This is a genomic window from Lysobacter sp. F60174L2 (assembly GCF_052547135.1).
In genome coordinates, this window is sequence record NZ_JBQWRA010000001.1 from 209,616 (window position 1) to 234,935 (window position 25,320).

The window sequence follows — 25,320 nt, forward strand, 5'->3', positions numbered from 1 at the left end:
AAAAGAGCCCGCACTCGGCGGGCTCTTCGCGGCAAGGCTCACGCCTTGACCGGTTCCTCGCTGTACTTCCTGACCATCCACCACTGCTGCAGCAGGCCGAGGCCGGCGTTGGTCACCCAGTACAGCACCAGGCCGGCCGGGAAGAACGCGAACATCACGCCCATCACGATCGGCATGAACTGCATCATCTTGGCCTGCATCGGGTCGACACCGGTCATCGGGTTGAGCTTCTGGGTCGCCCACATCAGCGCGACGTTGATCACCGGCAGCACGAAATACGGGTCGCGCGCGGTCAGGTCCTGGATCCACAGGATCCACGGCGCGTGGCGCAGCTCGACCGACTCCGACAGCATCCAGTACAGCGCCAGGAACACCGGCATCTGCACCAGCAGCGGCAGGCAGCCGCCAACCGGGTTGATCTTCTCCTTCTTGTACAGCTCCATCATCGCCTGCTGCAGCTTCTGGCGGTCGTCGCCGTAGCGCTCCTTCAGCTGGGCCATGCGCGGCTGGAACTTGCGCATCTTCGCCATCGATTTGTACTGCGCGGTCGACAGCGGGAACATCACCAGCTTCAGCAGCACCACCAGCCCGACGATCGCCCAGCCCCAGTTGCCGAGCATCCCGTGCAGCTTGGCCAGCACCCAGAACAGCCAGCCGGCGAGCGTCGCCATCGGGCTGAAGCTGCTGAAGTCGACCGCGCGCTCCAGCCCCGGCACCTGCTGCGACTGGATGTTGGCCACCAGCTTGGGACCGACCCACAGCCGCGCGGTGGTGGTCGCGTTGGTGCCGGGCGCGACGCTGAAGCTCGGGCCCTTGGCCTCGATCACGTAGCGTCCGTCGACCATCTTCAACGTGTACAGCGCCGGCTGGTCGGCCTGCGGGATCCAGCTGCCGAAGAAGTGGTGCTGCAGCATCGCGATCCAGCCGCCGGTGACCTGGAGGTTGAGCGGGCCGTCGTCGATAAAATCGTCGTACTTGCGCTTGTCGTACTCGCCGGCGCCGAACCATGCCGCGCCCTGGAAGCTGTACTGCTCGACGCTCAGCGGGCCGGACTTCTGCAAGGCGCGCGGCACGCGGCTGAGCTGGCGGTAGACGAAGCCCTGCCACGGCGCGCCGCTGCCGTTGACCACTTCGTCGCGGACCTGCACCGCATAGTCGCCGCGACCGAAGGTGTAGGTGCGGCGGATGCTGACGCCGTCGGGGCCGGTCCAGGTGAACGGCACCACGACCTGCTCCTCGCCCGGATCGAGCTTGAAGTCGGCGCCGGCCGGCAGCGCGCTGCGGTCGAGCGCGAAGCCGGACTGGTGGCCCGGGGCGGCGCCGGTCTGGCTGACCCAGCCGCTCTGGGCGACGAAGTAGTTGGCCGCGTCCTGGGCGAACAGCCGGACCGGCGCGCTGTCCTCGTCGGCCGTGCTCGGGTAGGTCAGCAGGTCGGCCTGGCGGACTTCTCCGCCGTCCAACACGACCTCGAGCACGTCCGTGCGCACCGTCACCGCGGCGGCGGCCGGCGTGGTGGCGGTCGCGGTCGGGCCTGCCCCGGGAACGCTGCCGGTCGGGACCGCCGCCATGCCCGGTACGCCGCTCGCATCAACCGGTGCCGCGGCCGGAACCGTGGTCGAGGTGGTGGTGGCCGGCAGCGCGGGCGCCTGCTCCTTGTCCCATGCCATCCATAGAAGGGTCGCCACCATCAGCCAGGCGAAGAGCAGGAACATGCGGGTCTGGTTCATAGGGAGGCTTTCACGGGCAACGGGAAGGCTCAGCCACCGTCGGACGACGGCGCGGGCGCGAAGGGAGAAGGATCGGCGGACCGTCCGGCCGATGCGGCGGGCGCGGGCATTGTGCCGCCAGCCGCAGGCACGGGCAACGCGGCGGCCGACACCACGCCGGCGCGCTGCAACAGTTTGAGGAACGCTTCGCCGACCTGGGGACCGCTGAGGCCGGCGGCCCCGACACGCGCGACCACGACGTAATCGCCATCCGCCAGCGCGGCCCGGTGGCGACGGAAGGTCTCGCGCAGCGCACGCTTGATCCGGTTTCGTCCGACCGCGTGCGGGTCGACCTTGCGCGACACCGCCAGTCCCAGTCGGGGACCGTGCTCGCCGGCGGCATCAGGCACTTCGGCCTGCCAATGCAACGCAAGCACGGGCAGCGCCACGCGCCGGCCGTGCTTGAAGATGCGATCGAAATCGGAGCCTGCGCGAACCCGCGCGGTGCGCGGGAAGCGGGTCGTCGTCATTGGTGTGGCAACGGCGGCGAAGGGCGGCCGCTGCGGCACAACGCGCGGTTTAGGCGCAGAGACGCTTGCGACCCCTGGCGCGGCGGCGCGCGAGGATCTTGCGGCCGTCGGCGGTCGCCATGCGGGCACGGAAACCGTGGTCGCGCTTGCGCTTGAGGTTGCTGGGCTGGTAGGTGCGCTTGGTCGCCATGGGACGGCTCTAGGGTCTGGTGCGGAAAAGACCGGCAAGTCTAGCGATGCCTCCGGGTCGGGGTCAAGTTGTCCCGGCTTCGACCGCCCCGGGCCAGGCGCGTGTTCCTACTTCCGGCCCCGGCGCGATGGTAGTCTGGGCGGCCCCCATCGACTCCACGCCTGCGCGCGCATGCCGCGAGCGTGGGCGGTCGCGACCTGCCGCTGGACACCAAGAACGACATATGGACGCCTGGCCCCGCTGCCTAGAACGCCTCGAAGCCGAACTGCCGGCCGAGGACGTCCACACCTGGCTAAAGCCGCTGCAGGCCAGCCGCCGCGACACGACCACGGTGCTGTACGCGCCGAATGCGTTCGTGGTCGAGTTCGTGCGCGAACGCTACCTGGACCGGATCCGCGAGCTGCTGTCGCATTTTTCCGGCAGCAACGAGGTCAGCCTCGAAGTCGGCTCGCTGCCGCGCGCGGCCGTCGCGACGGCCGCGGTCCCGACCGCCGCCGTGCCCACGCCGAGCGTGGTGTCGCCGCTGGAATCGTTCAACGGCCACCTCGACAGCCACTACACCTTCGACAACTTCGTCGAGGGCCGCAGCAACCAGCTCGGCCGCGCCGCCGCCTGGCAGGCCGCGCTCAAGCCCGGCGACCGCGCCCACAACCCGCTGCTGCTGTACGGCGGCACCGGCCTGGGCAAGACCCACCTGATGTTCGCCGCCGGCAATGCCATGCGCACCGCCAACCCCGGCACCCGGGTCATGTACCTGCGCAGCGAGCAGTTCTTCAGCGCGATGATGCGGGCGTTGCAGGACAAGGCGATGGACGGCTTCAAGCGCCAGTTCCAGCAGGTCGACGCGCTGCTGATCGACGACATCCAGTTTTTCGCCGGCAAGGACCGCACCCAGGAGGAGTTCTTCCACACCTTCAATGCGCTGTTCGACGGCAGGCAGCAGATCATCCTGACCTGCGACCGCTACCCGCGCGAGGTCGAGGGGCTGGAGCCGCGGTTGAAGTCGCGGCTGGCCTGGGGCCTGTCGGTGGCGATCGACCCGCCCGACTTCGAGACCCGCGCCCAGATCGTGCTGTCCAAGGCCAAGGAGCGCGGCGCGGTGATCCCGGAGGAAGTCGCCTTCCTGCTGGCCAAGAAGATGCGCTCCAACGTGCGCGACCTCGAGGGTGCGCTCAACACCCTGACCGCGCGGGCCAACTTCACCGGCCGCACGATCACCGCCGAGTTCGCCCAGGAGACCCTGCGCGACCTGCTGCGCTCGCAGCAGCAGTCGATCTCCATCCCCAACATCCAGAAGACCGTGGCAGACTACTACGGCCTGCAAATCAAGGACCTGTTGTCGAAACGGCGGACCCGCTCGCTGGCCCGGCCGCGCCAGATGGCGATGGCACTGACCAAGGAGCTGACCGAGCACAGCCTGCCCGAGATCGGCGACGCGTTCGCCGGGCGCGACCACACCACCGTGCTGCACGCCTGCCGGCAGATCCGCACGTTGATGGAATCGGACGGCAAGATGCGCGAGGACTGGGAAAAACTGATCCGGAAGCTCAGCGAGTGAAGGCTGTGCGGGAATTGCGGGCAAGCTGTGGACAAGTCGACGGCCGGTCCACGCCCTGAAAGTTGTCCACAGCTTGTTCCCGGCTTCCGGCCGGAGTTGTACCGGGTTTTGCAAGTCAACTAATTCGTTTAAAAACAGAAACTTGGACAAGTTTTCCCGGGTTTCTGGCGACACCATCACCACCATGCTTTTGATTTATTCAACTCTTTTGTATTGGGCATAGGGGAAGGACCGCATGCGCTTCAGCCTGCAACGAGAAGTATTTCTCAAGCCGTTGGCCCAGGTCGTCAACGTGGTCGAACGGCGCCAGACCCTGCCGGTGCTGGCCAACCTGCTGGTCCAGGTCAGGGACGGCCAGCTGTCGTTGACCGGCACCGACCTCGAGGTCGAGATGGTGTCGCGGATCGCGGTGGACGATGCCGAGGACGGCGAGACCACGATCCCGGCACGCAAACTGTTCGACATCGTCCGGGCCCTGCCCGATGGCAGCAAGGTCACGGTCAGCCAGGGCGCCGACAAGGTCACGGTGCAGGCCGGGCGTTCGCGCTTCACCCTCGCCAGCCTGCCCGCCAATGATTTCCCGTCGATCGACGAGGTCGAGGCGACCGAGCGCGTGCGCGTGCCGGAAGCGACCCTGAAGGAACTGATCGAGCGCACCGCGTTCGCGATGGCCCAGCAGGACGTGCGCTACTACCTCAATGGCCTGCTGTTCGACCTGCGCGAGGACACCCTGCGCTGCGTCGCCACCGACGGACACCGGCTGGCGCTGTGCGAGGCGCCCTACGAGGGCAGTGCCCAGGCCAAGCGCCAGATCATCGTCCCGCGCAAGGGGGTGACCGAGCTGCAGCGCCTGCTGGAAGGTGGCGACCGCGAACTCGAACTGGAGATGGGTCGCGGCCACATCCGGGTCAAGCGCGACGATGTCACCTTCACCAGCAAGTTGATCGATGGCCGCTTCCCGGACTACGAGGCGGTGATCCCGATCGGCGCCGACAAGGAAGTGAAGATCGATCGCGAGGTGCTGCGCGCCTCGCTGCAGCGTGCCGCGATCCTGTCCAACGAGAAGTACCGCGGCGTGCGGATCGAGGTATCGCCAGGCCAGCTCAAGATCAGCGCGCACAACCCCGAGCAGGAAGAGGCGCAGGAAGAGGTCGAGGCCGACACCCGCGTCGATGACCTGGCGGTGGGCTTCAACGTCAACTACCTGCTGGACGCGCTGTCCGCCCTGCGCGAGGAACAGGTGGTACTCGCGCTGCGCGACGCCAACTCCTCCGCATTGGTGCGCGAGGCGACCAACGACAAGTGCCGGCACGTCGTGATGCCGCTTCGCCTGTAGGCGTCCCGCATAACGTGTTCCACGTGGAACAGAACGAAACGACCCCCACGCCCGGCTTGTCCGGGCGTGATGGTATGGGGCGTCCGGTTGCTGTCGTGGACGGGACGCCGCCATGCAGGTGACCCGGCTGGATATCCGCTACTTGCGCCGTTTCGATCAGGTGCAGCTCAGCCCCACTCCCGGCCTCAATGTCCTTGTGGGCGACAACGGCGCCGGCAAGACCAGCGTGCTGGAAGCGCTGCATCTCATGGCCTACGGCCGCAGTTTCCGGGGCCGGGTCGGCGACGGGCTGGTGCGACACGGGGCACCGGCGCTGGAAGTGTTTGTCGAATGGCGTGAACGCGCGGGAACAGCCGGGGACCCTCCCCGCTCCGGATCCACGCAGCCGCCGGGCGCAGAGGACAGTCAGCGCACGCGCAAGGCGGGTCTGCGTCATGCCGGTCGCGACTGGGAAGGTCGGCTGGACGGTTCGCCGGTGGCGCAACTGGGGGAACTCTGCGCGGCGCTGGCGATGGTGACATTCGAGCCCGGCAGCCACGCGCTGGTCAGCGGCCCGGGCGAGGTTCGCAGGCGCTATCTGGACTGGGGTTTGTTCCACGTGGAACCGGCCTTTCTGGCCCTGTGGCGCCGCTACTCCCGCGCGCTGAAGCAGCGAAACGCGCTGCTGAAGGCACGCGCGGGCGACAGCCAGCTCGATGCCTGGGACCGCGAACTGGCGGAAGCCGGCGAACCGTTGGGGCGCCATCGTCAGCAATACCTGGAATCTCTGCAGCCCGGATTCTCGCGTCTGGCCGCCGAGCTGGCGCCGACCCTGGGGCAACTGCAATTGCACTATCACCCCGGTTGGCGGCGCGACGAGCTGTCGTTGGCCGATGCCCTGCTCCTGTCCCGTCAACGTGACCTGCAGTCCGGGTTCACCTCCGTCGGGCCGCACCGGGCGGATTGGCGAACCGGCTTTTCCTCGTTGCCGGGCCGCGAGGCGCTGTCCCGGGGCCAAGCCAAGTTGACGGCCCTCGTTGCCCTGCTCGCCCAGGCTGAATTCCACGCAGCCAGCCGTGGAGAGTGGCCCATAATCGGCTTCGACGACCTTGCTTCCGAACTGGACCGAAAGCACCAGGCCCGGGTCCTTCGATGGCTGGCGGCGAGCCCAGCGCAGGTTTTCGTGACCGGTACCGAAGCGCCCGCAATGCTTGATGGTCCTGATGTCGCCTCTTCGTTGTTCCACGTGGAACAGGGGCAGATCCAGCAGGTCCGCTGATCGGCAGGTTCCACGTGGAACCTCGGGAAACAAGGCAGTGCACAAGCGGTCCCGACCCCCGTCCGCTATACTCGGACCCACATGTATTCAACGAGTTTCGACGCCGCCGCGCACCCTGCGGCCGCGTCGTCGGAGCCTGCTGCGCAATGACCCAGATCGAGCAAGACCCCTCGCCGACCGACGCCCCCGTTCCCACGCAAGCCTATGACTCCAGCCGGATCACCGTGCTGCGCGGGCTCGAGGCCGTGCGCAAGCGCCCGGGCATGTACATCGGCGACGTCCACGACGGCACCGGCCTGCACCACATGGTGTTCGAGGTGGTCGACAACTCGATCGACGAGGCCCTCGCCGGCCACGCCAACGAGGTCATCGTGACCCTGCACGAGGACGGTTCGGTCGGCGTCTCCGACAACGGCCGCGGCATCCCGGTCGACATCCACAAGGAAGAGAACGTCTCCGCGGCCGAGGTCATCCTCACCGTGCTGCACGCCGGCGGCAAGTTCGACGACAACAGCTACAAGGTCTCCGGCGGCCTGCACGGCGTCGGCGTGTCGGTGGTCAACGCGCTGTCCGAGCACCTGTGGCTCGATATCTGGCGCGACGGCTACCACTACCGCCAGGAATACTCGCTGGGCGAGCCGCTGTACCCGCTCAAGCAGCTGGAGGCCTCGGAAAAGCGCGGCACCCTGCTGCGCTTCAAGCCGGCGGCGGAGATCTTCACCGACGTTCAGTTCCACTACGACGTCCTCGCCAAGCGCTTGCGTGAGCTCTCGTTCCTCAATTCCGGGGTCCGGATCGTCCTCGCCGACGAGCGCGGCGAAGGCCGCCGCGACGTGTTCCAGTACGAAGGCGGCATCGCCTCGTTTGTCGAGCACCTCGCCCAGCTCAAGACCCCCCTGCACCCGAACGTGATCTCGGTGACCGGCGAGCAGAACGGCATCACCGTCGACGTCGCGATCCAGTGGACCGACGCCTACCAGGAAACGATGTTCTGCTTCACCAACAACATCCCGCAGAAGGACGGCGGCACCCACCTGATCGGCTTCCGCGCCGCCCTCACCCGCACCCTGACCAACTACATCGAGCAGAACGGCATCGCCAAGCAGGCCAAGGTCAACCTGTCCGGCGACGACATGCGCGAAGGCATGATCGCGGTGCTGTCGGTCAAGGTGCCGGACCCGAGTTTCTCCAGCCAGACCAAGGAAAAACTCGTCTCATCCGATGTGAGACCCGTTGTTGAGCACACGTTCGGCGCACGTTTGGAGGAGTTCCTGCAGGAACACCCCAATGAAGCCAAGGCCATCGCCGGCAAGATCGTCGATGCCGCGCGCGCCCGCGAGGCCGCCCGCAAGGCCCGCGACCTGACCCGCCGCAAGGGTGCGCTCGACATCGCCGGCCTGCCCGGCAAGCTAGCCGACTGCCAGGAGAAGGACCCGGCCAAGTCCGAGCTGTTCATCGTCGAGGGCGACTCCGCCGGCGGCTCGGCCAAGCAGGGTCGCAACCGCAAGAACCAGGCGGTGCTGCCGCTGAGGGGCAAGATCCTCAACGTCGAGCGTGCCCGCTTCGACCGTATGCTGTCGTCGGCCGAGGTCGGCACCCTGATCACCGCGCTCGGCACCGGCATCGGCAAGGACGAGTACAACCCCGACAAGCTGCGCTACCACCGCGTCATCATCATGACCGACGCCGACGTCGACGGCAGCCACATCCGCACCCTGCTGCTGACCTTCTTCTACCGGCAGATGCCGGAACTGCTGGAGCGCGGCCACATCTACATCGGCCTGCCGCCGCTGTACAAGATCAAGCAGGGCAAGAACGAGATCTACCTCAAGGACGATGCCGCGCTCGACGCCTACCTGGCCGGCAACGCGGTCGAGGGCGCTTCGCTGGTGCCGGCCGACGGCGAACCGCCGATCACCGGCGAGGCACTGGAAAAGCTGCTGCTGGCCTATGCCGGCGCGCGCGAGACCATTGCTCGCAATGCCCATCGCTACGACCCGCTCGTGCTGGAATCGCTGATCGATTTCACCCCGCTCGATGCGGAGCACCTGGCGAGCAATACCGACGAGCGCCACGAACTCGAAGCGCTGGAGAAGCGGCTCAACCGCAGCGGGCTCGGCAAGCCGCGCTACGCGGTGAGCCTGCAGCCGGGGACCGAAGCCCATCCGGCGGCGCTGCTGGTACGGCGCACGCACATGGGCGAAGAGTTGCTGCAGGTGCTGCCGCTGGCGGCGTTCGAGGGCGGCGACCTGCGTCCGCTGCGCGAGGCCGCCTCGCTGCTGCACGGCCTGGTGCGCGATGGCGCGCGGATCATCCGCGGCAACCGCGAACAAGCGGTCGAGAGCTTCGCCGAGGCCCAGGCCTGGCTGCTCGAGGAAGCCAAGAAGGGTCGCCAGATCCAGCGCTTCAAGGGCCTGGGCGAGATGAACCCCGAGCAGCTGTGGGACACCACGGTCAATCCGGAAACCCGTCGCCTGTTGCAGGTCAAGATCGAGGACGCGGTCGCCGCCGACCAGATCTTCAGCTGCCTGATGGGCGACGTGGTCGAGCCGCGCCGCGAGTTCATCGAGGACAACGCGTTGAAGGTCTCCAACCTCGATATCTAGTCCCCCGGCCGCTTTTGACGGCCTGTTCATCCGGGGCGGCATACAACTCGAACCCCCGGAACCACCGGAATGGAACAGGGAACACCCATGAAACGACGACTGCTGCTTGGCCTGGCGATCGCGACCGTCGTCGCCGCGTGCGCCACCACCACCTCGCCGACGGGGCGCACCCAACGCGTCGGGGCGGTGCCGCAACAGCAGTTGAACCAGATGGGCGCGGAAGCGTTCGCCGAGTACAAGGCCAAGCTGCCGCAGAGCAACAACCCCGGCCAGACCGCCTACGTGCGCTGCGTGGTCAACACGATCACGCGCCAGCTGCCCGCCGGCAGCCAGGCGCAGTGGGAGGTGGCGTTGTTCAACAACGACTCGCCCAATGCCTTCGCCCTGCCCGGCGGCAAGGTCGGCGTCTACACCGGCATCTTCAAGGTCGCGCGCAACCAGGACCAGTTGGCCGCGGTCATCGCCCATGAAATCGGGCACGTGATCGCCCACCACCACGACGAACGCGTCACCCGCCAGACGGGCGCGCAGGCCGGCCTCGGCATCATCGGCGCGCTGGTCGGTTCGCAATACGGCTCGGGCGCCGCCCAGGCCACCCAGCAACTCGGTGGCGCCGCCGTGCAGGCCGCCTTCCTGCTGCCCAACAACCGCGTGCAGGAAAGCGAGGCCGACGTGGTCGGCCAGCGGCTGATGGCCCAGGCCGGCTTCGACCCGCGCCAGGCGGTCGACCTGTGGCAGAACATGATCGGCGCGAGCAGTGGCAGCCGCGCACCGGAATGGCTGTCGACCCACCCCGATCCGCAGTCCCGCATCGCCGAGTTGCGTGCCCGCGCCGGTGGCCTGTTGCCCACCTACGAGCAGGCGCGCGCAGCGGGTCGAACGCCGGACTGCGACTAGCCACAATCTGGCGAGTGCCAGGGACACGCTTCCGTGACGTGATCTTTTTCTGGTAGCGTGATCGCCCCTTTTACGCATCGTCGCCCTCTTCGGTTCACGAGGCGGCAGATACGAGGAACCCAGATGAATACGTCCATGGCCCGCAACTGCCTGAGGAATGCCAGCGTACTTTCGGCCCTGCTGGTACTGGCCGCGCCCGCCGCGGCCCAGACGGGCCTCGAGGCGGGCAAGGCCGCCCGCGCCCAGGGAATGGCCCAACAGTCCCGCGAACTGCAGCGCGACCAGGGACGCAAGGACGGCTTCGCTGACGACGCGCTCTATCCTGACGCCACCCGCAAGGCCCCGGGCCTGCGTGCCTCTGGCCGGACCGCGAACAAGCTCGAGAAAATGATGAAGCTGTACGAGGGCCAGAAGGGCGCCGAAGCACGCGTCATCGCCGACGAGATCATTGCGGCCAACGGCGCCAACGCCTTCGAGCAGGCCTATGCCGCGCAGATCGCCGCGCAGGTCGCCTATGACGCCGGCGACACCGCCACCGCGGTCAAGTACTACCAGCAGGCGATCGAGCTCGACGGCCTCGACAACGCGGCCCACTACAACGTCATGCTGAACCTCGCCCAGCTGCAGCAGGCCGCCGGGCAGCCGGAGGCCTCGCTGGCGACCTACGAGCGCTTCTTCAACGAGACCAGGAGCCAGCAGCCCCAGCATCTGATGATGAAGGGCCAGGCGCTGTACCTGATGAAGCGCTACCCCGAGGCTGCGACGGTGATGAAGCAGGCGATCGACGCCAGCACCGATCCCAAGCCGGAATGGCAGGCCCTGCTGATGCAGGCCTACGCCGAGGGCGGCCAGGGCGACGAAGCGGTGGTGATGGCCGAGAAGGTCGCCGCGGCCAAGCCCGACGACAAGCGTGCGCAGATGAACCTGGCGATCGTCTACCAGCAGGCCGGCATGACCGACAAGGCGACCGCGGTGCTGGAGAAGCTGCGCACCGGCGGCCAGCTGACCGAAGCGGCCGAGTACCAGCAGCTGTACGCGACCTACATCAACCTGGAAGGCCACGAGAAGCAGGCCATCGAGGTGATCGAGGAGGGGCTGCAGAAAGGCATCCTCAAGCCCGACTACAACACCTATGTCGCGCTCGCACAGGGGTACTATTTCTCCGGCCAGCCCGGACCGGCGATCGAGGCCTACCAGAAGGCCGCCCCGCTCGATGACGATGGCGAGACCTACCTCAACCTCGCCAAGGTGCTGGTGAACGAGGGACGCACCGCCGAGGCGCAGGCTGCCGCCAGGCAGGCGCTTGCCAAGGGCGTCAAGAAGCCGGAGCAGGCCAACTCCATCATCGCGTTGCCGGGGAGTTAACGGCATCACGAAATTCCCAGAGTCCGCTTGGAACCAGAGGCGGAGTTTGGTATATCCTAGGAGGTTCCCGCGGCCGTAAAGGCGCAGGAGCCAGAAACGGCCCGCGGCGCCAACGGCGTCCGGCCCCCTTCCGCGAGCTGACGGCGCAATGACGCAAGACTTGGAAAACCACGCTAAGAAAGTAGACGACCGCGAAGGGTTGAACTGGCCGCGTATCGCCGGTATGACCATGGCGCTCGCCGTGCATGGAGCGGTGTTGCTGCTGCTGCTCGCGCCGATGGCTCCGCCACAGACGGACAAGGCGGAAGAAGAGGTGACCTTGGTGAACATCATCAAGCCGCCACCGCCGCCACCGCCGCCGCCGCCGCCGCCGCCGGAACCGCCGAAGCCGATCACTCCGCCCAAGGAGCTGTCGCCGCCCAAGCCGTCCCCGCTGCCGCCGCCGCCCGATCCGCCGCCGGTCGTGTTCGACGATCCGAGCCCGGTCGACGTGCCCGCCCCGCCGCCGGCGCCCCCGGCGCCGCCGGCGCCGCAGAACACGCTCGGCTCGGTCGATCCCTCGTCGAGGTCGCGCAACCCACCGCGCTATCCGCCGAGCGCACTGCGGGCACAGATCGAAGGCACGGTGATCCTCGTGATCAGCATCGATGCCCAGGGCAACGTCATCGACATTGAAGTCGAGAAGTCCAGTCGCAACCGCGACCTGGATCGCGCCGCGGTCGAGGCCGCACGCAAGTGGGCGTTCAACCCGCAGGTCGAGAATGGCGTCGCCGTTGCAAGCCGGGTCCGCGTCCCGGTCGATTTCAACCTCAACTGACGGCCGTACCCGATTCACACGGATACGGCCCCGGTCGAGTCACAGTTGCTGTACTAGTTGTCCCTTTTCTTCCACGACATCCATAGGTAAGCATCATGCTTCAGGAAACCACCACTGCTGCTGCTGGAGGCAACAACGCCGCAGCATTCGAGCAAATGAGCTTCGGTCACATGATCCAGAACTTCGATCTGATGGCATGGATCGTGGCCATTACCCTGCTGATCTTCTCGGTCCTGTCGGTTTACTGGATCGTGATCAACTTCATCAAGAACATGCGCCTGCGCGCCAGTTCCGAGCGCGTGATGAGCACGTTCTGGGAGACCTCCAACGCGCAGGACGCGATTCGCTACATGGAAGAGCAGAAGCGCAGCGAGCCGTTCTCCAAGATCGCGCTTGACGCGGCCCAGGCCGCCGCCCACCACCAGCGCAACGAAGGTTCGCGTCTGGTCGAGTCGCTGAACCGCTCCGAGTTCGTCGACCGCGCCCTGCGCCAGGCCGTCACCCGCGAGTCGATGCGCCTCGAAAGCGGCATGACCCTGCTCGCCACCGTCGGTGCGACCGCGCCGTTCGTCGGCCTGCTCGGTACCGTCTGGGGCATCTACAACGCCCTGATCCGCATCGGCATCAGCGGCAACGCGTCGATCGACGCGGTCGCCGGTCCGGTCGGCGAGGCCCTGATCATGACCGCGGCCGGTCTGTTCGTGGCGATCCCGGCGGTGTTGGCCTACAACTTCTTCAACCGCACCAACCGCCTGACCAACAGCAAGTTCGATACCTTCGCCCACGACCTGCACGACTTCTTCGCGACCGGTTCGCGCGTCGGCGAGCAGGCTGCCAAGCGCTGATCGGCGTCGTCACCCAAGCTTAGAGTCGGAGTTCGGTTATGGCCTTCAGTTCAGGCAACGAAAGCGGCGGCCCCATGGCCGAAATCAACGTCACGCCGCTGGTCGACGTGATGCTGGTGCTGCTGATCATCTTCATGATCACCGCGCCGTTGATGTCGCACAAAGTACAGGTCGAGTTGCCGGAAGCCAATCTGGATACCCGGGACCAGCTGGCCCCGGAGGTGCCGCCGATCACCCTGGCGATCACCCAGGACGGCAAGGTGTACTGGAACGACGAACCGGTGACCACGCAACTGCTCGAAAGCCGCCTGTCGGTCGAAGCGCAGAAGACGCCCCAGCCGCAGATCAATGTTCGCGGCGACAAAACCACCAAGTACCGCACCGTCAGGGAAGTGGTCGATATCGCCCAGAAGCAGGGCATGCGCAAGGTTGGTTTCGTCGCGATCAAGGATCGCTCCAACTAGTCCGGAGACCCGAACATGGCTTTCAGTTCCAACTCCAGCGGCGGTGCGATGGCCGACATCAACGTGACGCCGCTGGTCGACGTCATGCTGGTGTTGCTGATCATCTTCATGGTGACCGCGCCGATCGCCTCGTACCCGATCGAGGTCAACCTGCCGCAGCGCACGACCGCGCCGCCGCCGCTGACCGAGCCGCCACCGCCGATCAGGTTGCGTATCGACGCGGCGGGCCAGATCTTCTGGAACGACTCGCCGTACCCGATTTCGACGATCGAGAACATGATGCGCGAAACGGTCCAGCGTGACCCGACCAACCAGCCGCAGCTCGAGATCGACACCAACGCGGATGCCGATTACGGGATCCTGGCGAAGGTGCTGGCACATGCCAAGAACGCCGACATGAAGAAGATCGGGTTCGTCGAGAACGACTGACGCAGTACACGCACCAGCTACACAGATGGTTATCGTGGAATTGGAACGCCGCCTTCGGGCGGCGTTTTTTTGTGTCCGGGGTTTTTCCTGTCCCGTCGACAGATGCCGCCTGAGGGCACCGCCGGCGGTCAGTGACCCGCAGGTGATCCCGCTGGGACTTCGCCCGCCCGCCCGAGGATTGCCAGGTAGCCGCGGACCGTCGCGGCCAGCCCGTCATGCAGGGCCTCGCCGATCAGGGCGTGACCGATCGACACCTCGAGCGTCCCGGGTACCGCCTGCAGGAAGGCACCGAGGTTGGCCTGGCTGAGATCGTGTCCGGCATTGACGCCCAGTCCGGCCGCCTGCGCACGCCGGGCGATCTCGCCGAAACGCTCGAGCATCTGCGCCGCGGAACCGGTGGCAAAGGCGTCGGCGTAGGGCCCGGTGTACAGCTCGATGCGGTCGGCACCGGTGTCGGCGGCGGCCTCGACGGCAGCCGCATCCGGCTCGACATGGGCGTCGGCGAACAGGCTCACCCGGCAACCGAGCTCATGCAGCCGCGCCACCAGCGGACGCAGCTGCGTCCCGTCCCGCCGGAAATCGAAACCGTGGTCGGACGTGAGCTGGCCGTCGCCATCGGGCACCAGGGTGGCCTGCGCCGGCCGCACCTGTTCGCACAACGCAATGAAACCCGGGTATCCGGGCCGCGGCGGCGCAAACGGGTTGCCCTCGAGGTTGAACTCGACGCCGCGCTCGCGGGTCAGGCCAGCCAGTGCCACCACGTCGTCGGCGCGGATATGGCGTGCGTCCGGCCGTGGATGCACGGTGATGCCGTGGGCGCCGGCATCGAGGCAGGTACGGGCGGCATCCACCACGTCCGGCATGTTGCCGCCGCGGGAGTTGCGCAGCACCGCGATCTTGTTGACGTTGACGCTCAGGACGGTCATGGCGACGGGATCGGACGCGGCTCAGCCCGGCTCGGACCCGGCCTGGCTGGCGGCGGCCCTGCGCGCTTCGGCCTGCGCCCGCAGCTGCTGCAGTTCCAGTGGATCGAGCATGGGGCCGTCACCGCCGCTGCGGCGGTCGATCCGACGCGCCAGCAACTGCATCACGCCCATCAGGGTCAGCACCAGGGCGCCGACCAGGCAGACGGACAGCAAGGCCACCGAGGTGGTGGTCAACGCGATCACCAGGGCGACCACGGCGAGCAGGAACAGCAACCAGGGCATGGGACGCTCCATGGGGCGGGCAGCGGAAGTGTAGCGGGGCCGGCGGCGTCACAACAACGGCGATACCAGCCGCGCCAGCGCCTCCGGCACGCGGGTGCGCCACAGCGGCCGGTCGCGGTCGTCGCGGACGCGCACGGAGTGGCCGCACTCGTGTTCGATCAATGCGCCAAGATCCTCCACCACGTCGAGGTCGCGGAACAGCACCGACACCTCGAAGTTGAGCCGGAAACTGCGATTGTCGAAATTGGCGCTGCCGACGATCGCCAGGTCGTCGTCGCACAGGAGCGCCTTGGTGTGCAGCAGGCGCGGGCCGTATTCGTAGATGCGCACGCCGGCGGCGAGCAGGTCGTCGAAATACGAACGCGCGGCGTAGGTCACCAGCAGGCTGTCGCTGAGCTTCGGCACCAGCAGGCGCACGTCGAGCCCGCCCAGCGCGGCCGAGGTCAGCGACATCATCGCCGCCTCGCCGGGGACGAAGTACGGGGTGACCAGCCACACGCGCTCGCGGGCGGCATGGATCGCGCCGACATGCAGCCGGTGGATCGCCTCCCACGGTGAATCCGGTCCCGAGACCAGCACCTGTGCAGCGACCGGGCCCGGCTGTGGCGGGGGCACCGGCAGGCGCAGCGGTGGCTGGCCGGTGGCATAGGTCCAGTCCTCGACGAACACCAGTTGCAGCGAGCGGACGATGTCGCCCTCCAGCCGCACGTGCAGGTCGCGGTAGGCATCGTCGCGCAGACGCTCGTCCTGCGCATCGGTGATGTTGATGCCGCCGGTGAAGCCGACGCTGCCGTCGACCACCATGATCTTGCGGTGGCTGCGCAGGTTCAGCCATGGCCGCTTCCAGAACCAGCGCAGGCGCATCGGGTGGAACCACGCCACTTCGCCGCCGGCATCCAGCAGCGGTTGCAGGAAGCGGCGCGAGACCTTGCCCGAGCCGACCGCGTCGATCAGCAACCGGACCTCGACCCCGGCGCGGGCGCGCTCGACCAGCGCGTCGCGCAACGCGGTGCCGGTGCGATCCGGGAGGTAGATGTAGTACTCCAGGTGCACGTGCTCGCGCGCGTTCGCCACCGCGGCAAGCAGGGCGTCGTAGGTCGCGGCGCCGTCGATCAGCAGCTGCGCCCGGGTGGCGGTGCCTGGAGGCAGGCCGGTGGTCGCCTGCGCCACCCGCGCCAGCTCGATCGCCTCGGCGCTGGGCTCCAGCCCGGCGGGCGGTGCCGGCAACCGTGCCCGGGCGCGCACCCGGCGCAGCCGCTGCCGCCTGATCCGCTGCGGCCCGAAGAAGTAGTAGACCAGGAAGCCGATGTAGGGCAGGGCGGCCAGGCTGATCAACCAGCTCAGGGTGGCGGCCGGCGCCCGTTTCTGCAGCGCGATCCACAGGCCCAGCCACACCACGTAGGCGGCCCAGCCCACGGCCAGGTAGGCGCCGAGATGGCCGATCGAGACAAGGCGGTGCCACAGGTCGAACAGCACGTCGGGCATGCGGCGGAAGTCCCTGAATGATTCAGTGGCGGTCGCTTGCGATGCGACGCGGTCGTCCTAGGCTAAGCCCATGGATGATGCCCGCAAAGCCCAGGCGCCGATCAAGGGTCGCGGCGCGGCCTCGTACGTGAGCGGACGCTATGCGGTGACCGAAGCGGTCGGCGTCGACGACGGCTGGGGTTCGGTCTACGAGGACCTCGCCGAGGCGCCGCGACCGAAGACCGAGGTCACCGAGGAGCGCGCGCGCAGCGTGGTCAGCCGCAACGATTCGCCGGACGTCGGCTTCAGCCAGTCGATCAATCCGTATCGGGGCTGCGAGCACGGTTGCGTCTACTGCTTCGCGCGACCATCGCATGCGTACCTGGAGCTGTCGCCGGGGCTGGATTTCGAGACCCGGCTGTTCGCCAAGACCAACGCGGTCGAGCGCCTGCGGGTGGAGCTGGCGCGACGCGGCTACCGGCCGTCGCCGATCGCGCTGGGCATCAACACCGATGCCTACCAGCCGATCGAACGGCGCTATGCGATCACCCGCGGACTGCTCGAATTGCTGGCCGAATGTCGGCATCCGGTCAGCTTCGTCACCAAGGGCGCGATGATCGAGCGCGACATCGACCTGTTGTCGTCGATGGCGCGCGACCGGCTGGTCAGCGTGTACTTCTCGATCACCACGCTGGACAACCGGCTGGCGTCGCGGATGGAGCCGCGGGCTTCGGCTCCGCACGCGAAGTTGCGGGCAATGCGGGCGCTGGCCGATGCAGGCGTGCCGGTCGGGGTGATGGTCGCCCCGGTGGTGCCGATGATCACCGACAGCGAACTGGAACGCATCCTGGAGGCCGCGCACGCACATGGCGCCCGCGCCGCCGGCTACGTGCTGCTGCGGCTGCCGCACGAGCTCAAGCAGGTGTGGCGCGAATGGCTGGAACTTCACTACCCGGAACGCGCCACGCATGTCATGAGCCTGCTGCGGCAGATGCACGGCGGCAGGGATTACGACGCCGCATTCGGTCGGCGCATGCGCGGCGAGGGACCCTTCGCGGATCTGATCGCGCAGCGGTTCGCCAAGGCCCACAAGCGACTCGGGTTTGGCCGGTTGCCGCCGCTGGACAGCTCCAGGTTCGTCGCGCCAAGAGCGCCGTCGCCGCAGGGTGAGTTGTTCTGAGGGTGACGCAGGACGCGGGGGGGCGGGAATCCAGTGGCTCGTCGAACCTCAGGTCGCCCGGTTCTGCAGGAGCGATCTGTAGGAGCGACGTAAGTCGCGATTTCACTGCTACCCGGAATCGCCGTGCATTCGCGACTTACGTCGCTCCTACAAAAAGCAAAAAGCGGGTGTGTCGCGGCGCGGTGGAAGACAGCCCCATCCACTTCAACCCCCAAACCCCGGCAGCAACGGCCCGCCAAGCCACAACCAGCGCGTCATCCACGCACACACGAAGGCGACCATAACCGTCAGCGGCACGCCGACCCGCACGAAGTCGCCGAAGCGGTACTGCCCCGGCCCGAGGATCAGCAGGTTGCCGTGGTGGCCGATCGGGGTCAGGAACGCGACCACCGCGCCCAGCGCGGTGCACACCACGAACGGTGTCGGCGCCAGCCCCAGCGATTGCGCCAGCTCGACCGCGATCGGTCCCAGCAGCACCGTGGTCGCCGAGTCCGACAGGATCTGGGTCAGCAATGCGGCCATCGTGAACAGCACCAGCAACACCGCCAGCACCGGCCAGCCGGCCACCACCTCGCGCAGGCCCAGCGCCAGCAGTTGCGCGGTGCCGGTCTGCTCCATCGCGATCCCGAGAGGGATCACCCCGGCGATCATCACGAACACCCGCACGTCGATCTCGCGGTAGGCTTGGCCGATGTCGACGCAGCGGGTGGCGATGATCGCGACCGCGCCCAGCATGAAGGCCAGCGGCACCGGCAGCCATTCGGTCACCGCGGCGATGATGGTCAACCCGAGGATCGCCAGCGCCAGCGGTGCGCGCACGCGGCGCTTGGCTTCGCCGGAGAACGGCACCAGCATCAGGAAGCCGTGGTGGGTGGCCAGTTCGGCGAAGCGCTCCGGCTTGCCCCACAGCACCAGCAGGTCGCCCTCGCGCAGGCGCGCATCGGCCAGCCGCGGAGTCATCGCCGCGCCACGCCGCCACAGCCCGGCGATCACCGCCTTGAACTGGCGCGAAAAATCGATCTCGCGAATGCTGCGGCCGATGAATTCCGAACCCGGCGCGACCACCGCCTGCACCAGCTGATAGTCGCCGTCGCCGTCGGTGTCCTCGCCGGTGCGGGCGCCGAACTTGGCGATCGGGTACAGCTCCAGCCCGGTGTCGTCGTGCAGCGAGGCCAGCGCGTCCGCCGAGGCCTCCACCAGCAACACGTCGCCGCTGATCAGCGGACTGCTCGGGCCAAGGTCGGGCCGCATGCGGCCGTCGCGCAGCCAGCCGATCATGCGGAACTTGTCGCCCAGTGCCTTCTGCAATTCGGCCAGCGGCCGGGTGCTCCAGCGCGAGCCTTCGGGCACCACCAGTTCGGTCCGGTAGCGGTCCAGCCGCATGTACTCGTCGTCGCCGGACGTGCCGCTGCGCTTGGGCAGGATCCATCGCGCCAGCAGCATGTAGACGATGCCCAGCACCACCAGCGCGATGCCGATCGGGGTGATCGAGAAGATCCCGAGACCTTCGGCGCCAGTACGCTCCAGCAGGTTGTTGGCCAGCAGGAACGCCGGCGCGCTGACCAGGGTCAGGCAGGTGCCGAGCGACGCCGCCAGCGACATCGGCATCAGCAGCCGCGAGGCTGACAGCCCGTTCTTCTTCGCGAAGCGGGTCAGGATCGGCAGCATCATCGCCGTCACCATCACGTGGTGGGTGAACGACGCCATCGCCGCGACCGCCGGCATCGTCACCGCGATCGCCCGCCCCTCGCTCCTGCCCGACGCGCGTCCGATCCACTGGCCGATGTGTTCGGTGATGCCGGTCGCGGCCAGCCCGCCGGAGATCACGAACACCGCAGCCACGATGATCGCCGGTTCGCTGGCGAAGCCCGACAGCGCCTGGTCCGGGTCCAGCACCCCGGCGATCACCATCGCCAGCAGCACCACCATCGCCGACACGTCGATCCGCAGCCGCTCGCTGATGAACAGATACAGCGCGCCGGCCAGGATCAACAGGAACGTGATCTGGTCGAACGTGATCTGCTGGAGCAGGTGGGGCAGCTGCATGCGGGCATTGTGCAATGGAACCGCGCGCGATTTGCATCCACTGCCCCGTCACGGCGACAACCGCTAGACTTGGACCCAAACCCGGCGCGTCCGCAATGCCCCCAGTTCCCGTCCACCAACCTGGAGACGATTACTTCCGGTTGGCCATGGCCGCCTCCGGGATCGGCATGGCGATCGTGGACATGGATCGCCGCTGGGTCGAGGTCAATCCGGCGTTCGAACGCATGTTCGGTTACAGCGCCGAAGAGCTGGTCGGCCGTGCCGCCGCCGATTTCACCCATCCCGACGACGTCGAGCGGTCGCGACAGGCGCTCGACGACCTCGTGGCCGGCCGGATCGAATTCATCGACGCGCCCAAGCGCTACCTGCACCGCGATGGCAGGACTTTGTGGGCACATGCCAACGTCGCGGTGGTTCGCGATGCCGCCGGCGCGCCGCTGCAACTGCTGGTGCAGGTGCGCGACATCAGCGCCGAGCGCGAGGCCGAAGCGGTGTTGCGCGCCAATGTCGACGCCCGTGCCGATGCCGCGGATGCCTCCGAGCGCCAGTTGCAGATGTTCGCCGACTCGGTCGCCCATGACCTGCGTGCGCCGTTGCGCTCGATCGAGAGCTTCTCGGGCCTGCTGGCCAAGCGCGCCGGCGAGCAGCTCGACGAAACCGGTCGCGACTACCTGGAACGCATCCGCAACGCCGCCTCGCGCATGAGCAGCCTGCTGGCCGCGCTGGCCGACCTGTCGCACGCCACCCGCACCGAACTCAAGCCCGGCCCGGTCGATCTGAGCCTGCTGGCGGACTGGGTGCTTGCCGAGTTGCAGGAGGCCGAACCGGAGCGCACGGTGCGGATGCAGGTACAGCCGGGACTGGTGGCCCATGGCGACGAACGCCTGCTCAAGCTGCTGCTCGGGCAACTGCTGCACAACGCCTGGAAGTTCACGCGCGGGCGCGGCGAGGCGACCATAGAAGTCGGTGGCGACAGCGACGCGCGGGGCTCGCGCCTTTACGTGCGCGACAACGGCAGCGGTTTCGACATGCGTTATGCACACAAGCTGTTCCAGCCGTTCCAGCGGCTTCACGGGCCCGACGAGGGCGGCGGCCACGGCCTCGGCCTGGCGGTTGCGCAGCGCATCGCCGAGCGGCATCGTGGATACTTGCGCGCTGAATCGGAGCCGGACGTCGGCAGCACCTTTCACCTCGACTTGCCGGCCGTCGACGGATCATCCACGCGCACCGAGTCAACAGCGACGGACACTGTCCCGTGATGCACAAGGAAATCCTGCTGGTCGAAGACAACCCCGACGACGTCGAGCTGACCCGGCTCGCGTTCGACGAGGCCAAGATCGCCAACCGCCTGGTGGTGGTCGGCGACGGCGCCGAGGCGCTGGATTACCTCTTCGCCCAGGGGCGGCACGCCGGTCGCGACCCCAACGACCTGCCGTCGATCGTGCTGCTCGACCTCAACCTGCCCAAGGTCGATGGCCGCGAAGTGCTGCAGGCGGTGCGCGCCAACGAGACCACCCGCACCTTGCCGGTGGTGGTGTTGACCACCAGCACCGAGCCGTTCGACGTCGAGGCCAGCTACGCGCTCGGCGTCAACAGCTACATCCAGAAGCCGGTCGATTTCGAGCAGTTCGTCTGGGCGGTCAAGCAGGTCGGGCTGTACTGGCTGGTGCTCAACCACCCGCGCGAGAACTGAGCGCGCAGCGGGCGCGGTTATCCGGCGCCGAACAGGGTTTCCGCACGCTGGAACAACACCCAGCTGGTGGCGATGAACTTGTCGCCGCCAAGCGGCCGGTTGCCACGATGGGTGTGGGTGAACGCCGCCGGCGCGATCAGCACCGAACCGGTGCGCGGCGCGACCTTGCGCTGCTGGTAGAGGAACTCGGTCTCTCCGGCTTCGAAGTCGTCGTTGAGATAGACGGTCCACAGCAGGTGCCGGTGCAGCGTCTCGGCGCGGGGATCGCGTGGATACAGCTCGCAATGCCAGTAGGGGTATCCGCCGCACCCGCCGCTGTAGCCCTGGATATTGATCGCGCCCGGTCGCATCACCGTCTGCACCACCGGCGCGAGCGTGGCGTCGTCCATCGCGCGCAGCCGCTCGGGCGTGAGGCGATGGCGGCGGCCGTCGGCATCGGGGACCTCCAGCATCAACGGGGCGATCAGGGTGTGCGGGTAACGCCGCAGGTAGCCCAGCAGGGCCTTGAACACCGCGGTGTTTAGCGCGGTCTCGACGTCGCGCCACCCGGGCCGGCCGCTGATGGTCAGGTCGCGGCTGTCCTTGAGGTCTCTGTACACGCCGCCGCCAACCTGGCCGGGGCGCGCATCGGGGTTGTCGCGGAAGCGCTGGATCCAGGCCGCGCACAGTGCCGGATCGAGCGCGGCCTCGCTGACCTCGATGAAGTCGCCGTTGGCCGAGGTTTCCGGAGTCGGCTGGAGCAGGGTCGGCTGGGACATGGATCGAGGGGACGCGTCGGCGGGAACGTCGCCATCCTCGCATGCAATCGCGCCTCACCCGTGCGGTGTACCGCAGTCGCGTCGCCGGCGTAGCAATTGCGTTACACCGCGCAGGCCCTGTCATTCCTTCGCCTGCGCATCGCACGGGCTGGCGGGGGGCTGCGGAATGTTCCGCGTCTGCGCCACCATGGGTTGTGTGCGATTGCGGGATGCAGCCTTGGACGCCTGCTGCCACGGCCGTTGCACCGCTTGGCATGGCGCCTGCGTCCGCACAGGAGCGGACACCCGGCATGCGGGTGCCGCAGGGCGCGTCAGGCCGGCCATCCCCATTTGGCCGGTTGCCTGGAAGCCCCGCTCCACCCTTCCCCCGGGAGCGGGGCTTCCATTTTTCAGCGCAGCTCCTCGAGCACCAGCCCGTGTTTCCGGCACAGGCGATAGACCGTGACTCGCGAGACCTTGAGCCGCCGCGCGGCCTCGCTGATGTTGAACCCGCATTCGCGCAGGCAGGCCAGCAGGGCTTGCTGTTCGGCGGCGCCGCGCGCACCGGTCAGGCTGCCGTCCACCTTCGCCGCGGTATCCCCGTCACCCAGCCCCAATGCGGCCGGCCCGATCAGTTCGGCATCGGTGTTGACCGCCGCGCGCTGCACCCGGTTGAGCAGTTCGCGCACGTTGCCGGGCCACGCGTAGGCTTGCATCGCACGGCGGGCGTCGGGATCGAAACCGCGCGCGCGGGTGGCGTGGCGCGCGCGGAACCCGTCGAGGAAATGCCGCGCCAGCAGTTCGATGTCGTCGCCGCGCTCGGCCAGGGGCGGCATGCGCAGGCGCAGCACGTTGAGGCGGTAGTAGAGGTCGCTGCGGAAGCGGCCTTCGGCAATCGCCTTGTCCAGGTCGATGTTGCTGGCGGCCAGCACGCGCACGTCGACCTTGATGGGCTGGTGGCTGCCGACGCGTTCGAGGCTGCCTTCCTGCAGCACCCGCAGCAGGTTGGTCTGGGCTTCCAGCGGCAGGTCGCCGATCTCGTCGAGGAACACGGTGCCGCCGTCGGCCGACTCGAACAGGCCGGCGTGCCGCGCGTGGGCGCCGGTGAACGCACCGCGCTCGTGCCCGAACAGTTCCGACTGCACCAGGTTGGCCGGCAACGCACCACAGTTGATCGCCGCGAACCGCCTGTCGCCACGGGGCGACAACTGGTGCAGCGCGCGCGCGGCGACTTCCTTGCCGGTGCCGGTGTCGCCGATGATGAGCACTGGTAGCTCGACCGGCGCATAGCGACGGATGCCGGCATGGACCTCGCGCATCGCCGGACTGTCGCCGACCAGCGCATCGACACCGTGCGCGGTTGGCGCGTGCGTGGCATGGCCGAGCTCTTCCAGGCAATGGATCAGCCGCGACAGGTCGAGTGGTGTATCGAAAGATTCCACGCACTGGCGCAGCAGCCGGTCCGTCGCGGCACCGTCAGCGGTAGCGGCAGGCGCACCGCGCGTGCCGGGCACGACCGCGACCAGCGCCAGATGGGTGCATTCGGTGGCCAGCCGTTCGAGCGGTTGCGCGCTGGCGGCGCGACGGTCGCGCAGGTCGACCAGTCCGACCACGGTGTCGTCACCGCGCAGGCCGATTCCGGTGGGGTTGCGCGGGTCGGCCACGCGGACCCGCCACCCGGCCGCGGCAAGCGCCTCGCGTTCACGGCGCAGCGGCTTTCCGAACCAGATGACGCACCGCCGCGCCTCCGCCGGGACTGCAGCCATGGCTTCCCCCGAGGCTGAGGAACAGGGTCAGGACATCGACGTTAAACGCCGTGACCGCCCGGCGACGGCCAGCAACCGCGGATGCGCGGCTCAGCCGTTCGCGGCGTCGTGCCGCTGGTGGTAGCCGACCGCGGCCTCGACCTCGGCCTTCGAACCGAGGAACACCGGCACGCGCTGGTGCAGTCCGGTCGGCTGCACCTCCAGCATCCGGCCGCGGCCGGTGCTGGCGCCGCCGCCGGCCTGCTCGACCAGGAAGCTCATCGGGTTGGCCTCGTACATCAGCCGCAGCTTGCCGCCTTGCGCCGCGCACTTGGCATCCAGCGGATAGCTGAAGATGCCGCCACGGGTCAGGATGCGGTGCACGTCGGCGACCATGCTGGCGACCCAGCGCATGTTGAAGTCCTTGCCGCGCGGGCCGGTGGTGCCGGCCAGCAGGTCTGTCACGTAGGCCTGCATCGGCGGCTGCCAGTGGCGCTGGTTGGACATGTTGACCGCGAACTCCTTCGTCTCCTCCGGGATCCGCATGCCGCGCGTGGTCAGCATGAAGCTGCCGACTTCACGGTCAAGGGTGAACGCGTGAGTGCCATGGCCGACGGTCAGCACCAGGGTGGTGTTCGGCCCGTAGGTGCAGTAGCCGGCCGCGACCTGTGCGGTGCCCGGCTGCAGGAAGTGCTCGTCGCCCGGCGTGGTCACGCCCTCCGGGCAGCGCAGCACCGAGAAGATGGTGCCGACCGAGATGTTGACGTCGATGTTGGAGCTGCCGTCGAGGGGGTCGAACAGCAGCAGGTAGTTGCCGCGCGGATAGACATCCGGGATCGGCATGGAGTGGTCCATCTCCTCCGACGCCAGGCCGGCGAGGTGGCCGCCCCAGGCGTTGGCTTCCAGCAGCACGTCGTTGGCGATCACGTCGAGCTTCTTCTGCGCTTCGCCCTGGATGTTGATGCTGGCCACGCCGGGTTCGCCGGCATCGCCCAGCACGCCGCCGAGCGCGCCCTTGCCGACCTCGATCGAGATCCGCTTGCAGGCACGCGCGACCACCTCGATCAGCAGCCGCAGGTCCGGGCCGACGTGGCCGGCACGTTGCTCCTCGATCAGGAAGCGGGTCAGCGAGACGGGCGCGGTCGAACCGGCGGAGCCGGGGCTGGCGGGTGTGGTCATGGATGCGGTGGCAGTGGCGGAAACCGCCATTGTAAGCCGGCCCTCGCAAGCCGGCCTGCCGGTGGGG

23 protein-coding genes are annotated in these 25,320 nt (G+C 67.9%); 13 read left to right on the forward strand and 10 right to left on the reverse strand.

Features of this window, described 5'->3' with window-relative positions; translation table 11 throughout:
* Positions 1-38: 38 nt before the first annotated feature.
* Genes yidC through rpmH form a run of 3 tightly spaced genes read right to left on the reverse strand, consistent with a single transcriptional unit; the run spans position 39 to position 2,426 of the window.
* Positions 39-1,727: a membrane protein insertase YidC gene (yidC, locus tag ACT9AS_RS00955; RefSeq protein WP_445098244.1), complete on the reverse strand. Its 1,689-nt coding sequence runs from the start codon at positions 1,725-1,727 to the stop codon at positions 39-41.
* A 29-nt stretch (positions 1,728-1,756) separates the two neighbouring features.
* Positions 1,757-2,236: a ribonuclease P protein component gene (gene rnpA, locus ACT9AS_RS00960; protein ID WP_445098245.1), complete on the reverse strand. Its 480-nt coding sequence runs from the start codon at positions 2,234-2,236 to the stop codon at positions 1,757-1,759.
* A 49-nt stretch (positions 2,237-2,285) separates the two neighbouring features.
* Positions 2,286-2,426, reverse strand: a complete 141-nt coding sequence (gene rpmH, locus ACT9AS_RS00965) for a 50S ribosomal protein L34 (protein ID WP_445098246.1) — start codon at positions 2,424-2,426, stop codon at positions 2,286-2,288.
* Positions 2,427-2,649: 223 nt separating this feature from the next.
* Here rpmH and dnaA point away from each other — a divergent pair, with 223 nt between their 5' ends.
* The 10 genes from dnaA to ACT9AS_RS01015 all read left to right on the forward strand — a co-directional run bounded on the left by dnaA (position 2,650) and on the right by ACT9AS_RS01015 (position 14,001).
* Positions 2,650-3,984 carry a chromosomal replication initiator protein DnaA gene (gene dnaA, locus ACT9AS_RS00970; protein ID WP_445098247.1) on the forward strand — a complete coding sequence of 445 codons (1,335 nt, stop codon included), beginning with the start codon at positions 2,650-2,652 and terminating at the stop codon, positions 3,982-3,984.
* 235 nt (positions 3,985-4,219) lie between these two features.
* On the forward strand, positions 4,220-5,320 hold the full coding sequence (gene dnaN / locus ACT9AS_RS00975; protein ID WP_445098248.1) for a DNA polymerase III subunit beta: 1,101 nt from the start codon (positions 4,220-4,222) through the stop codon (positions 5,318-5,320).
* 112 nt (positions 5,321-5,432) lie between these two features.
* Positions 5,433-6,578: a DNA replication/repair protein RecF gene (recF, locus tag ACT9AS_RS00980; protein ID WP_445098249.1), complete on the forward strand. Its 1,146-nt coding sequence runs from the start codon at positions 5,433-5,435 to the stop codon at positions 6,576-6,578.
* Positions 6,579-6,724: 146 nt separating this feature from the next.
* The gene (gyrB, locus tag ACT9AS_RS00985) at positions 6,725-9,184 is read left to right on the forward strand and encodes a DNA topoisomerase (ATP-hydrolyzing) subunit B (protein ID WP_445098250.1); all 2,460 of its coding nucleotides are present in this window, start codon (positions 6,725-6,727) and stop codon (positions 9,182-9,184) included.
* 87 nt (positions 9,185-9,271) lie between these two features.
* Positions 9,272-10,081, forward strand: coding sequence for a M48 family metalloprotease (locus tag ACT9AS_RS00990; RefSeq protein ID WP_445098251.1), 810 nt, complete (start codon positions 9,272-9,274; stop codon positions 10,079-10,081).
* A gap of 249 nt (positions 10,082-10,330) precedes the next feature.
* Positions 10,331-11,446 (forward strand): tetratricopeptide repeat protein, encoded by a 1,116-nt coding sequence (locus tag ACT9AS_RS00995; RefSeq protein WP_445099006.1) that lies wholly within the window; start codon positions 10,331-10,333, stop codon positions 11,444-11,446.
* A 148-nt stretch (positions 11,447-11,594) separates the two neighbouring features.
* Positions 11,595-12,263, forward strand: coding sequence for a TonB family protein (locus ACT9AS_RS01000; protein WP_445098252.1), 669 nt, complete (start codon positions 11,595-11,597; stop codon positions 12,261-12,263).
* A gap of 95 nt (positions 12,264-12,358) precedes the next feature.
* Positions 12,359-13,108, forward strand: coding sequence for a MotA/TolQ/ExbB proton channel family protein (locus tag ACT9AS_RS01005; RefSeq protein WP_445098253.1), 750 nt, complete (start codon positions 12,359-12,361; stop codon positions 13,106-13,108).
* 38 nt (positions 13,109-13,146) lie between these two features.
* Positions 13,147-13,572, forward strand: coding sequence for a biopolymer transporter ExbD (locus ACT9AS_RS01010; RefSeq protein ID WP_445098254.1), 426 nt, complete (start codon positions 13,147-13,149; stop codon positions 13,570-13,572).
* A gap of 15 nt (positions 13,573-13,587) precedes the next feature.
* Positions 13,588-14,001 (forward strand): biopolymer transporter ExbD, encoded by a 414-nt coding sequence (locus tag ACT9AS_RS01015; RefSeq protein WP_445098255.1) that lies wholly within the window; start codon positions 13,588-13,590, stop codon positions 13,999-14,001.
* Between the two features lie 128 nt (positions 14,002-14,129).
* Here ACT9AS_RS01015 and ACT9AS_RS01020 read toward each other — a convergent pair whose 3' ends face one another.
* From ACT9AS_RS01020 to cls, 3 genes are read right to left on the reverse strand one after another with little or no spacing between them, the layout of a single operon-like run.
* A complete protein-coding gene (locus ACT9AS_RS01020) occupies positions 14,130-14,927 on the reverse strand; it encodes a pyridoxine 5'-phosphate synthase (RefSeq protein ID WP_445098256.1) in 798 nt (265 codons plus the stop codon).
* 21 nt (positions 14,928-14,948) lie between these two features.
* Positions 14,949-15,209 carry a hypothetical protein gene (locus ACT9AS_RS01025; protein WP_445098257.1) on the reverse strand — a complete coding sequence of 87 codons (261 nt, stop codon included), beginning with the start codon at positions 15,207-15,209 and terminating at the stop codon, positions 14,949-14,951.
* A 48-nt stretch (positions 15,210-15,257) separates the two neighbouring features.
* Complete coding sequence (gene cls / locus ACT9AS_RS01030; RefSeq protein WP_445098258.1) at positions 15,258-16,694, reverse strand: cardiolipin synthase; 1,437 nt, start codon at positions 16,692-16,694, stop codon at positions 15,258-15,260.
* Between the two features lie 70 nt (positions 16,695-16,764).
* On the opposite strand from cls, the gene ACT9AS_RS01035 reads away from it, so the two are divergent.
* The gene (locus tag ACT9AS_RS01035) at positions 16,765-17,853 is read left to right on the forward strand and encodes a PA0069 family radical SAM protein (RefSeq protein WP_445098259.1); all 1,089 of its coding nucleotides are present in this window, start codon (positions 16,765-16,767) and stop codon (positions 17,851-17,853) included.
* A gap of 204 nt (positions 17,854-18,057) precedes the next feature.
* Here ACT9AS_RS01035 and ACT9AS_RS01040 read toward each other — a convergent pair whose 3' ends face one another.
* Positions 18,058-19,899, reverse strand: coding sequence for an SLC13 family permease (locus tag ACT9AS_RS01040; protein WP_445098260.1), 1,842 nt, complete (start codon positions 19,897-19,899; stop codon positions 18,058-18,060).
* A gap of 95 nt (positions 19,900-19,994) precedes the next feature.
* Here ACT9AS_RS01040 and ACT9AS_RS01045 point away from each other — a divergent pair, with 95 nt between their 5' ends.
* Positions 19,995-21,158 (forward strand): PAS domain S-box protein, encoded by a 1,164-nt coding sequence (locus ACT9AS_RS01045; protein WP_445098261.1) that lies wholly within the window; start codon positions 19,995-19,997, stop codon positions 21,156-21,158.
* Complete coding sequence (locus ACT9AS_RS01050; RefSeq protein WP_445098262.1) at positions 21,158-21,592, forward strand: response regulator; 435 nt, start codon at positions 21,158-21,160, stop codon at positions 21,590-21,592. The genes ACT9AS_RS01045 and ACT9AS_RS01050 overlap by 1 nt, the downstream gene beginning before the upstream one ends.
* Positions 21,593-21,609: 17 nt before the next feature.
* Here the strand turns inward: ACT9AS_RS01050 and ACT9AS_RS01055 are convergent, their stop codons facing one another.
* The 3 genes from ACT9AS_RS01055 to ACT9AS_RS01065 all read right to left on the reverse strand — a co-directional run bounded on the left by ACT9AS_RS01055 (position 21,610) and on the right by ACT9AS_RS01065 (position 25,253).
* Positions 21,610-22,350 (reverse strand): 2OG-Fe(II) oxygenase, encoded by a 741-nt coding sequence (locus ACT9AS_RS01055; protein ID WP_445098263.1) that lies wholly within the window; start codon positions 22,348-22,350, stop codon positions 21,610-21,612.
* A 389-nt stretch (positions 22,351-22,739) separates the two neighbouring features.
* Entirely contained in the window at positions 22,740-24,095 is a 1,356-nt protein-coding gene (locus tag ACT9AS_RS01060; RefSeq protein WP_445098264.1) for a sigma 54-interacting transcriptional regulator, read from the reverse strand.
* Positions 24,096-24,185: 90 nt separating this feature from the next.
* On the reverse strand, positions 24,186-25,253 hold the full coding sequence (locus ACT9AS_RS01065; protein ID WP_445098265.1) for a class 1 fructose-bisphosphatase: 1,068 nt from the start codon (positions 25,251-25,253) through the stop codon (positions 24,186-24,188).
* Positions 25,254-25,320: the final 67 nt, after the last annotated feature.

Bases quoted from the DNA above. Each gene is read 5' to 3' on its own strand.
- yidC (WP_445098244.1), bottom strand. From the start codon at position 1,727: ATGAACCAGACCCGCATGTTCCTGCTCTTCGCCTGGCTGATGGTGGCG.
- rnpA (WP_445098245.1), bottom strand. From the start codon at position 2,236: ATGACGACGACCCGCTTCCCGCGCACCGCGCGGGTTCGCGCAGGCTCC.
- rpmH (WP_445098246.1), bottom strand. From the start codon at position 2,426: ATGGCGACCAAGCGCACCTACCAGCCCAGCAACCTCAAGCGCAAGCGC.
- dnaA (WP_445098247.1), top strand. From the start codon at position 2,650: ATGGACGCCTGGCCCCGCTGCCTAGAACGCCTCGAAGCCGAACTGCCG.
- dnaN (WP_445098248.1), top strand. From the start codon at position 4,220: ATGCGCTTCAGCCTGCAACGAGAAGTATTTCTCAAGCCGTTGGCCCAG.
- recF (WP_445098249.1), top strand. From the start codon at position 5,433: ATGCAGGTGACCCGGCTGGATATCCGCTACTTGCGCCGTTTCGATCAG.
- gyrB (WP_445098250.1), top strand. From the start codon at position 6,725: ATGACCCAGATCGAGCAAGACCCCTCGCCGACCGACGCCCCCGTTCCC.
- ACT9AS_RS00990 (WP_445098251.1), top strand. From the start codon at position 9,272: ATGAAACGACGACTGCTGCTTGGCCTGGCGATCGCGACCGTCGTCGCC.
- ACT9AS_RS00995 (WP_445099006.1), top strand. From the start codon at position 10,331: ATGGCCCAACAGTCCCGCGAACTGCAGCGCGACCAGGGACGCAAGGAC.
- ACT9AS_RS01000 (WP_445098252.1), top strand. From the start codon at position 11,595: ATGACGCAAGACTTGGAAAACCACGCTAAGAAAGTAGACGACCGCGAA.
- ACT9AS_RS01005 (WP_445098253.1), top strand. From the start codon at position 12,359: ATGCTTCAGGAAACCACCACTGCTGCTGCTGGAGGCAACAACGCCGCA.
- ACT9AS_RS01010 (WP_445098254.1), top strand. From the start codon at position 13,147: ATGGCCTTCAGTTCAGGCAACGAAAGCGGCGGCCCCATGGCCGAAATC.
- ACT9AS_RS01015 (WP_445098255.1), top strand. From the start codon at position 13,588: ATGGCTTTCAGTTCCAACTCCAGCGGCGGTGCGATGGCCGACATCAAC.
- ACT9AS_RS01020 (WP_445098256.1), bottom strand. From the start codon at position 14,927: ATGACCGTCCTGAGCGTCAACGTCAACAAGATCGCGGTGCTGCGCAAC.
- ACT9AS_RS01025 (WP_445098257.1), bottom strand. From the start codon at position 15,209: ATGCCCTGGTTGCTGTTCCTGCTCGCCGTGGTCGCCCTGGTGATCGCG.
- cls (WP_445098258.1), bottom strand. From the start codon at position 16,694: ATGCCCGACGTGCTGTTCGACCTGTGGCACCGCCTTGTCTCGATCGGC.
- ACT9AS_RS01035 (WP_445098259.1), top strand. From the start codon at position 16,765: ATGGATGATGCCCGCAAAGCCCAGGCGCCGATCAAGGGTCGCGGCGCG.
- ACT9AS_RS01040 (WP_445098260.1), bottom strand. From the start codon at position 19,899: ATGCAGCTGCCCCACCTGCTCCAGCAGATCACGTTCGACCAGATCACG.
- ACT9AS_RS01045 (WP_445098261.1), top strand. From the start codon at position 19,995: ATGCCCCCAGTTCCCGTCCACCAACCTGGAGACGATTACTTCCGGTTG.
- ACT9AS_RS01050 (WP_445098262.1), top strand. From the start codon at position 21,158: ATGCACAAGGAAATCCTGCTGGTCGAAGACAACCCCGACGACGTCGAG.
- ACT9AS_RS01055 (WP_445098263.1), bottom strand. From the start codon at position 22,350: ATGTCCCAGCCGACCCTGCTCCAGCCGACTCCGGAAACCTCGGCCAAC.
- ACT9AS_RS01060 (WP_445098264.1), bottom strand. From the start codon at position 24,095: ATGGCTGCAGTCCCGGCGGAGGCGCGGCGGTGCGTCATCTGGTTCGGA.
- ACT9AS_RS01065 (WP_445098265.1), bottom strand. From the start codon at position 25,253: ATGACCACACCCGCCAGCCCCGGCTCCGCCGGTTCGACCGCGCCCGTC.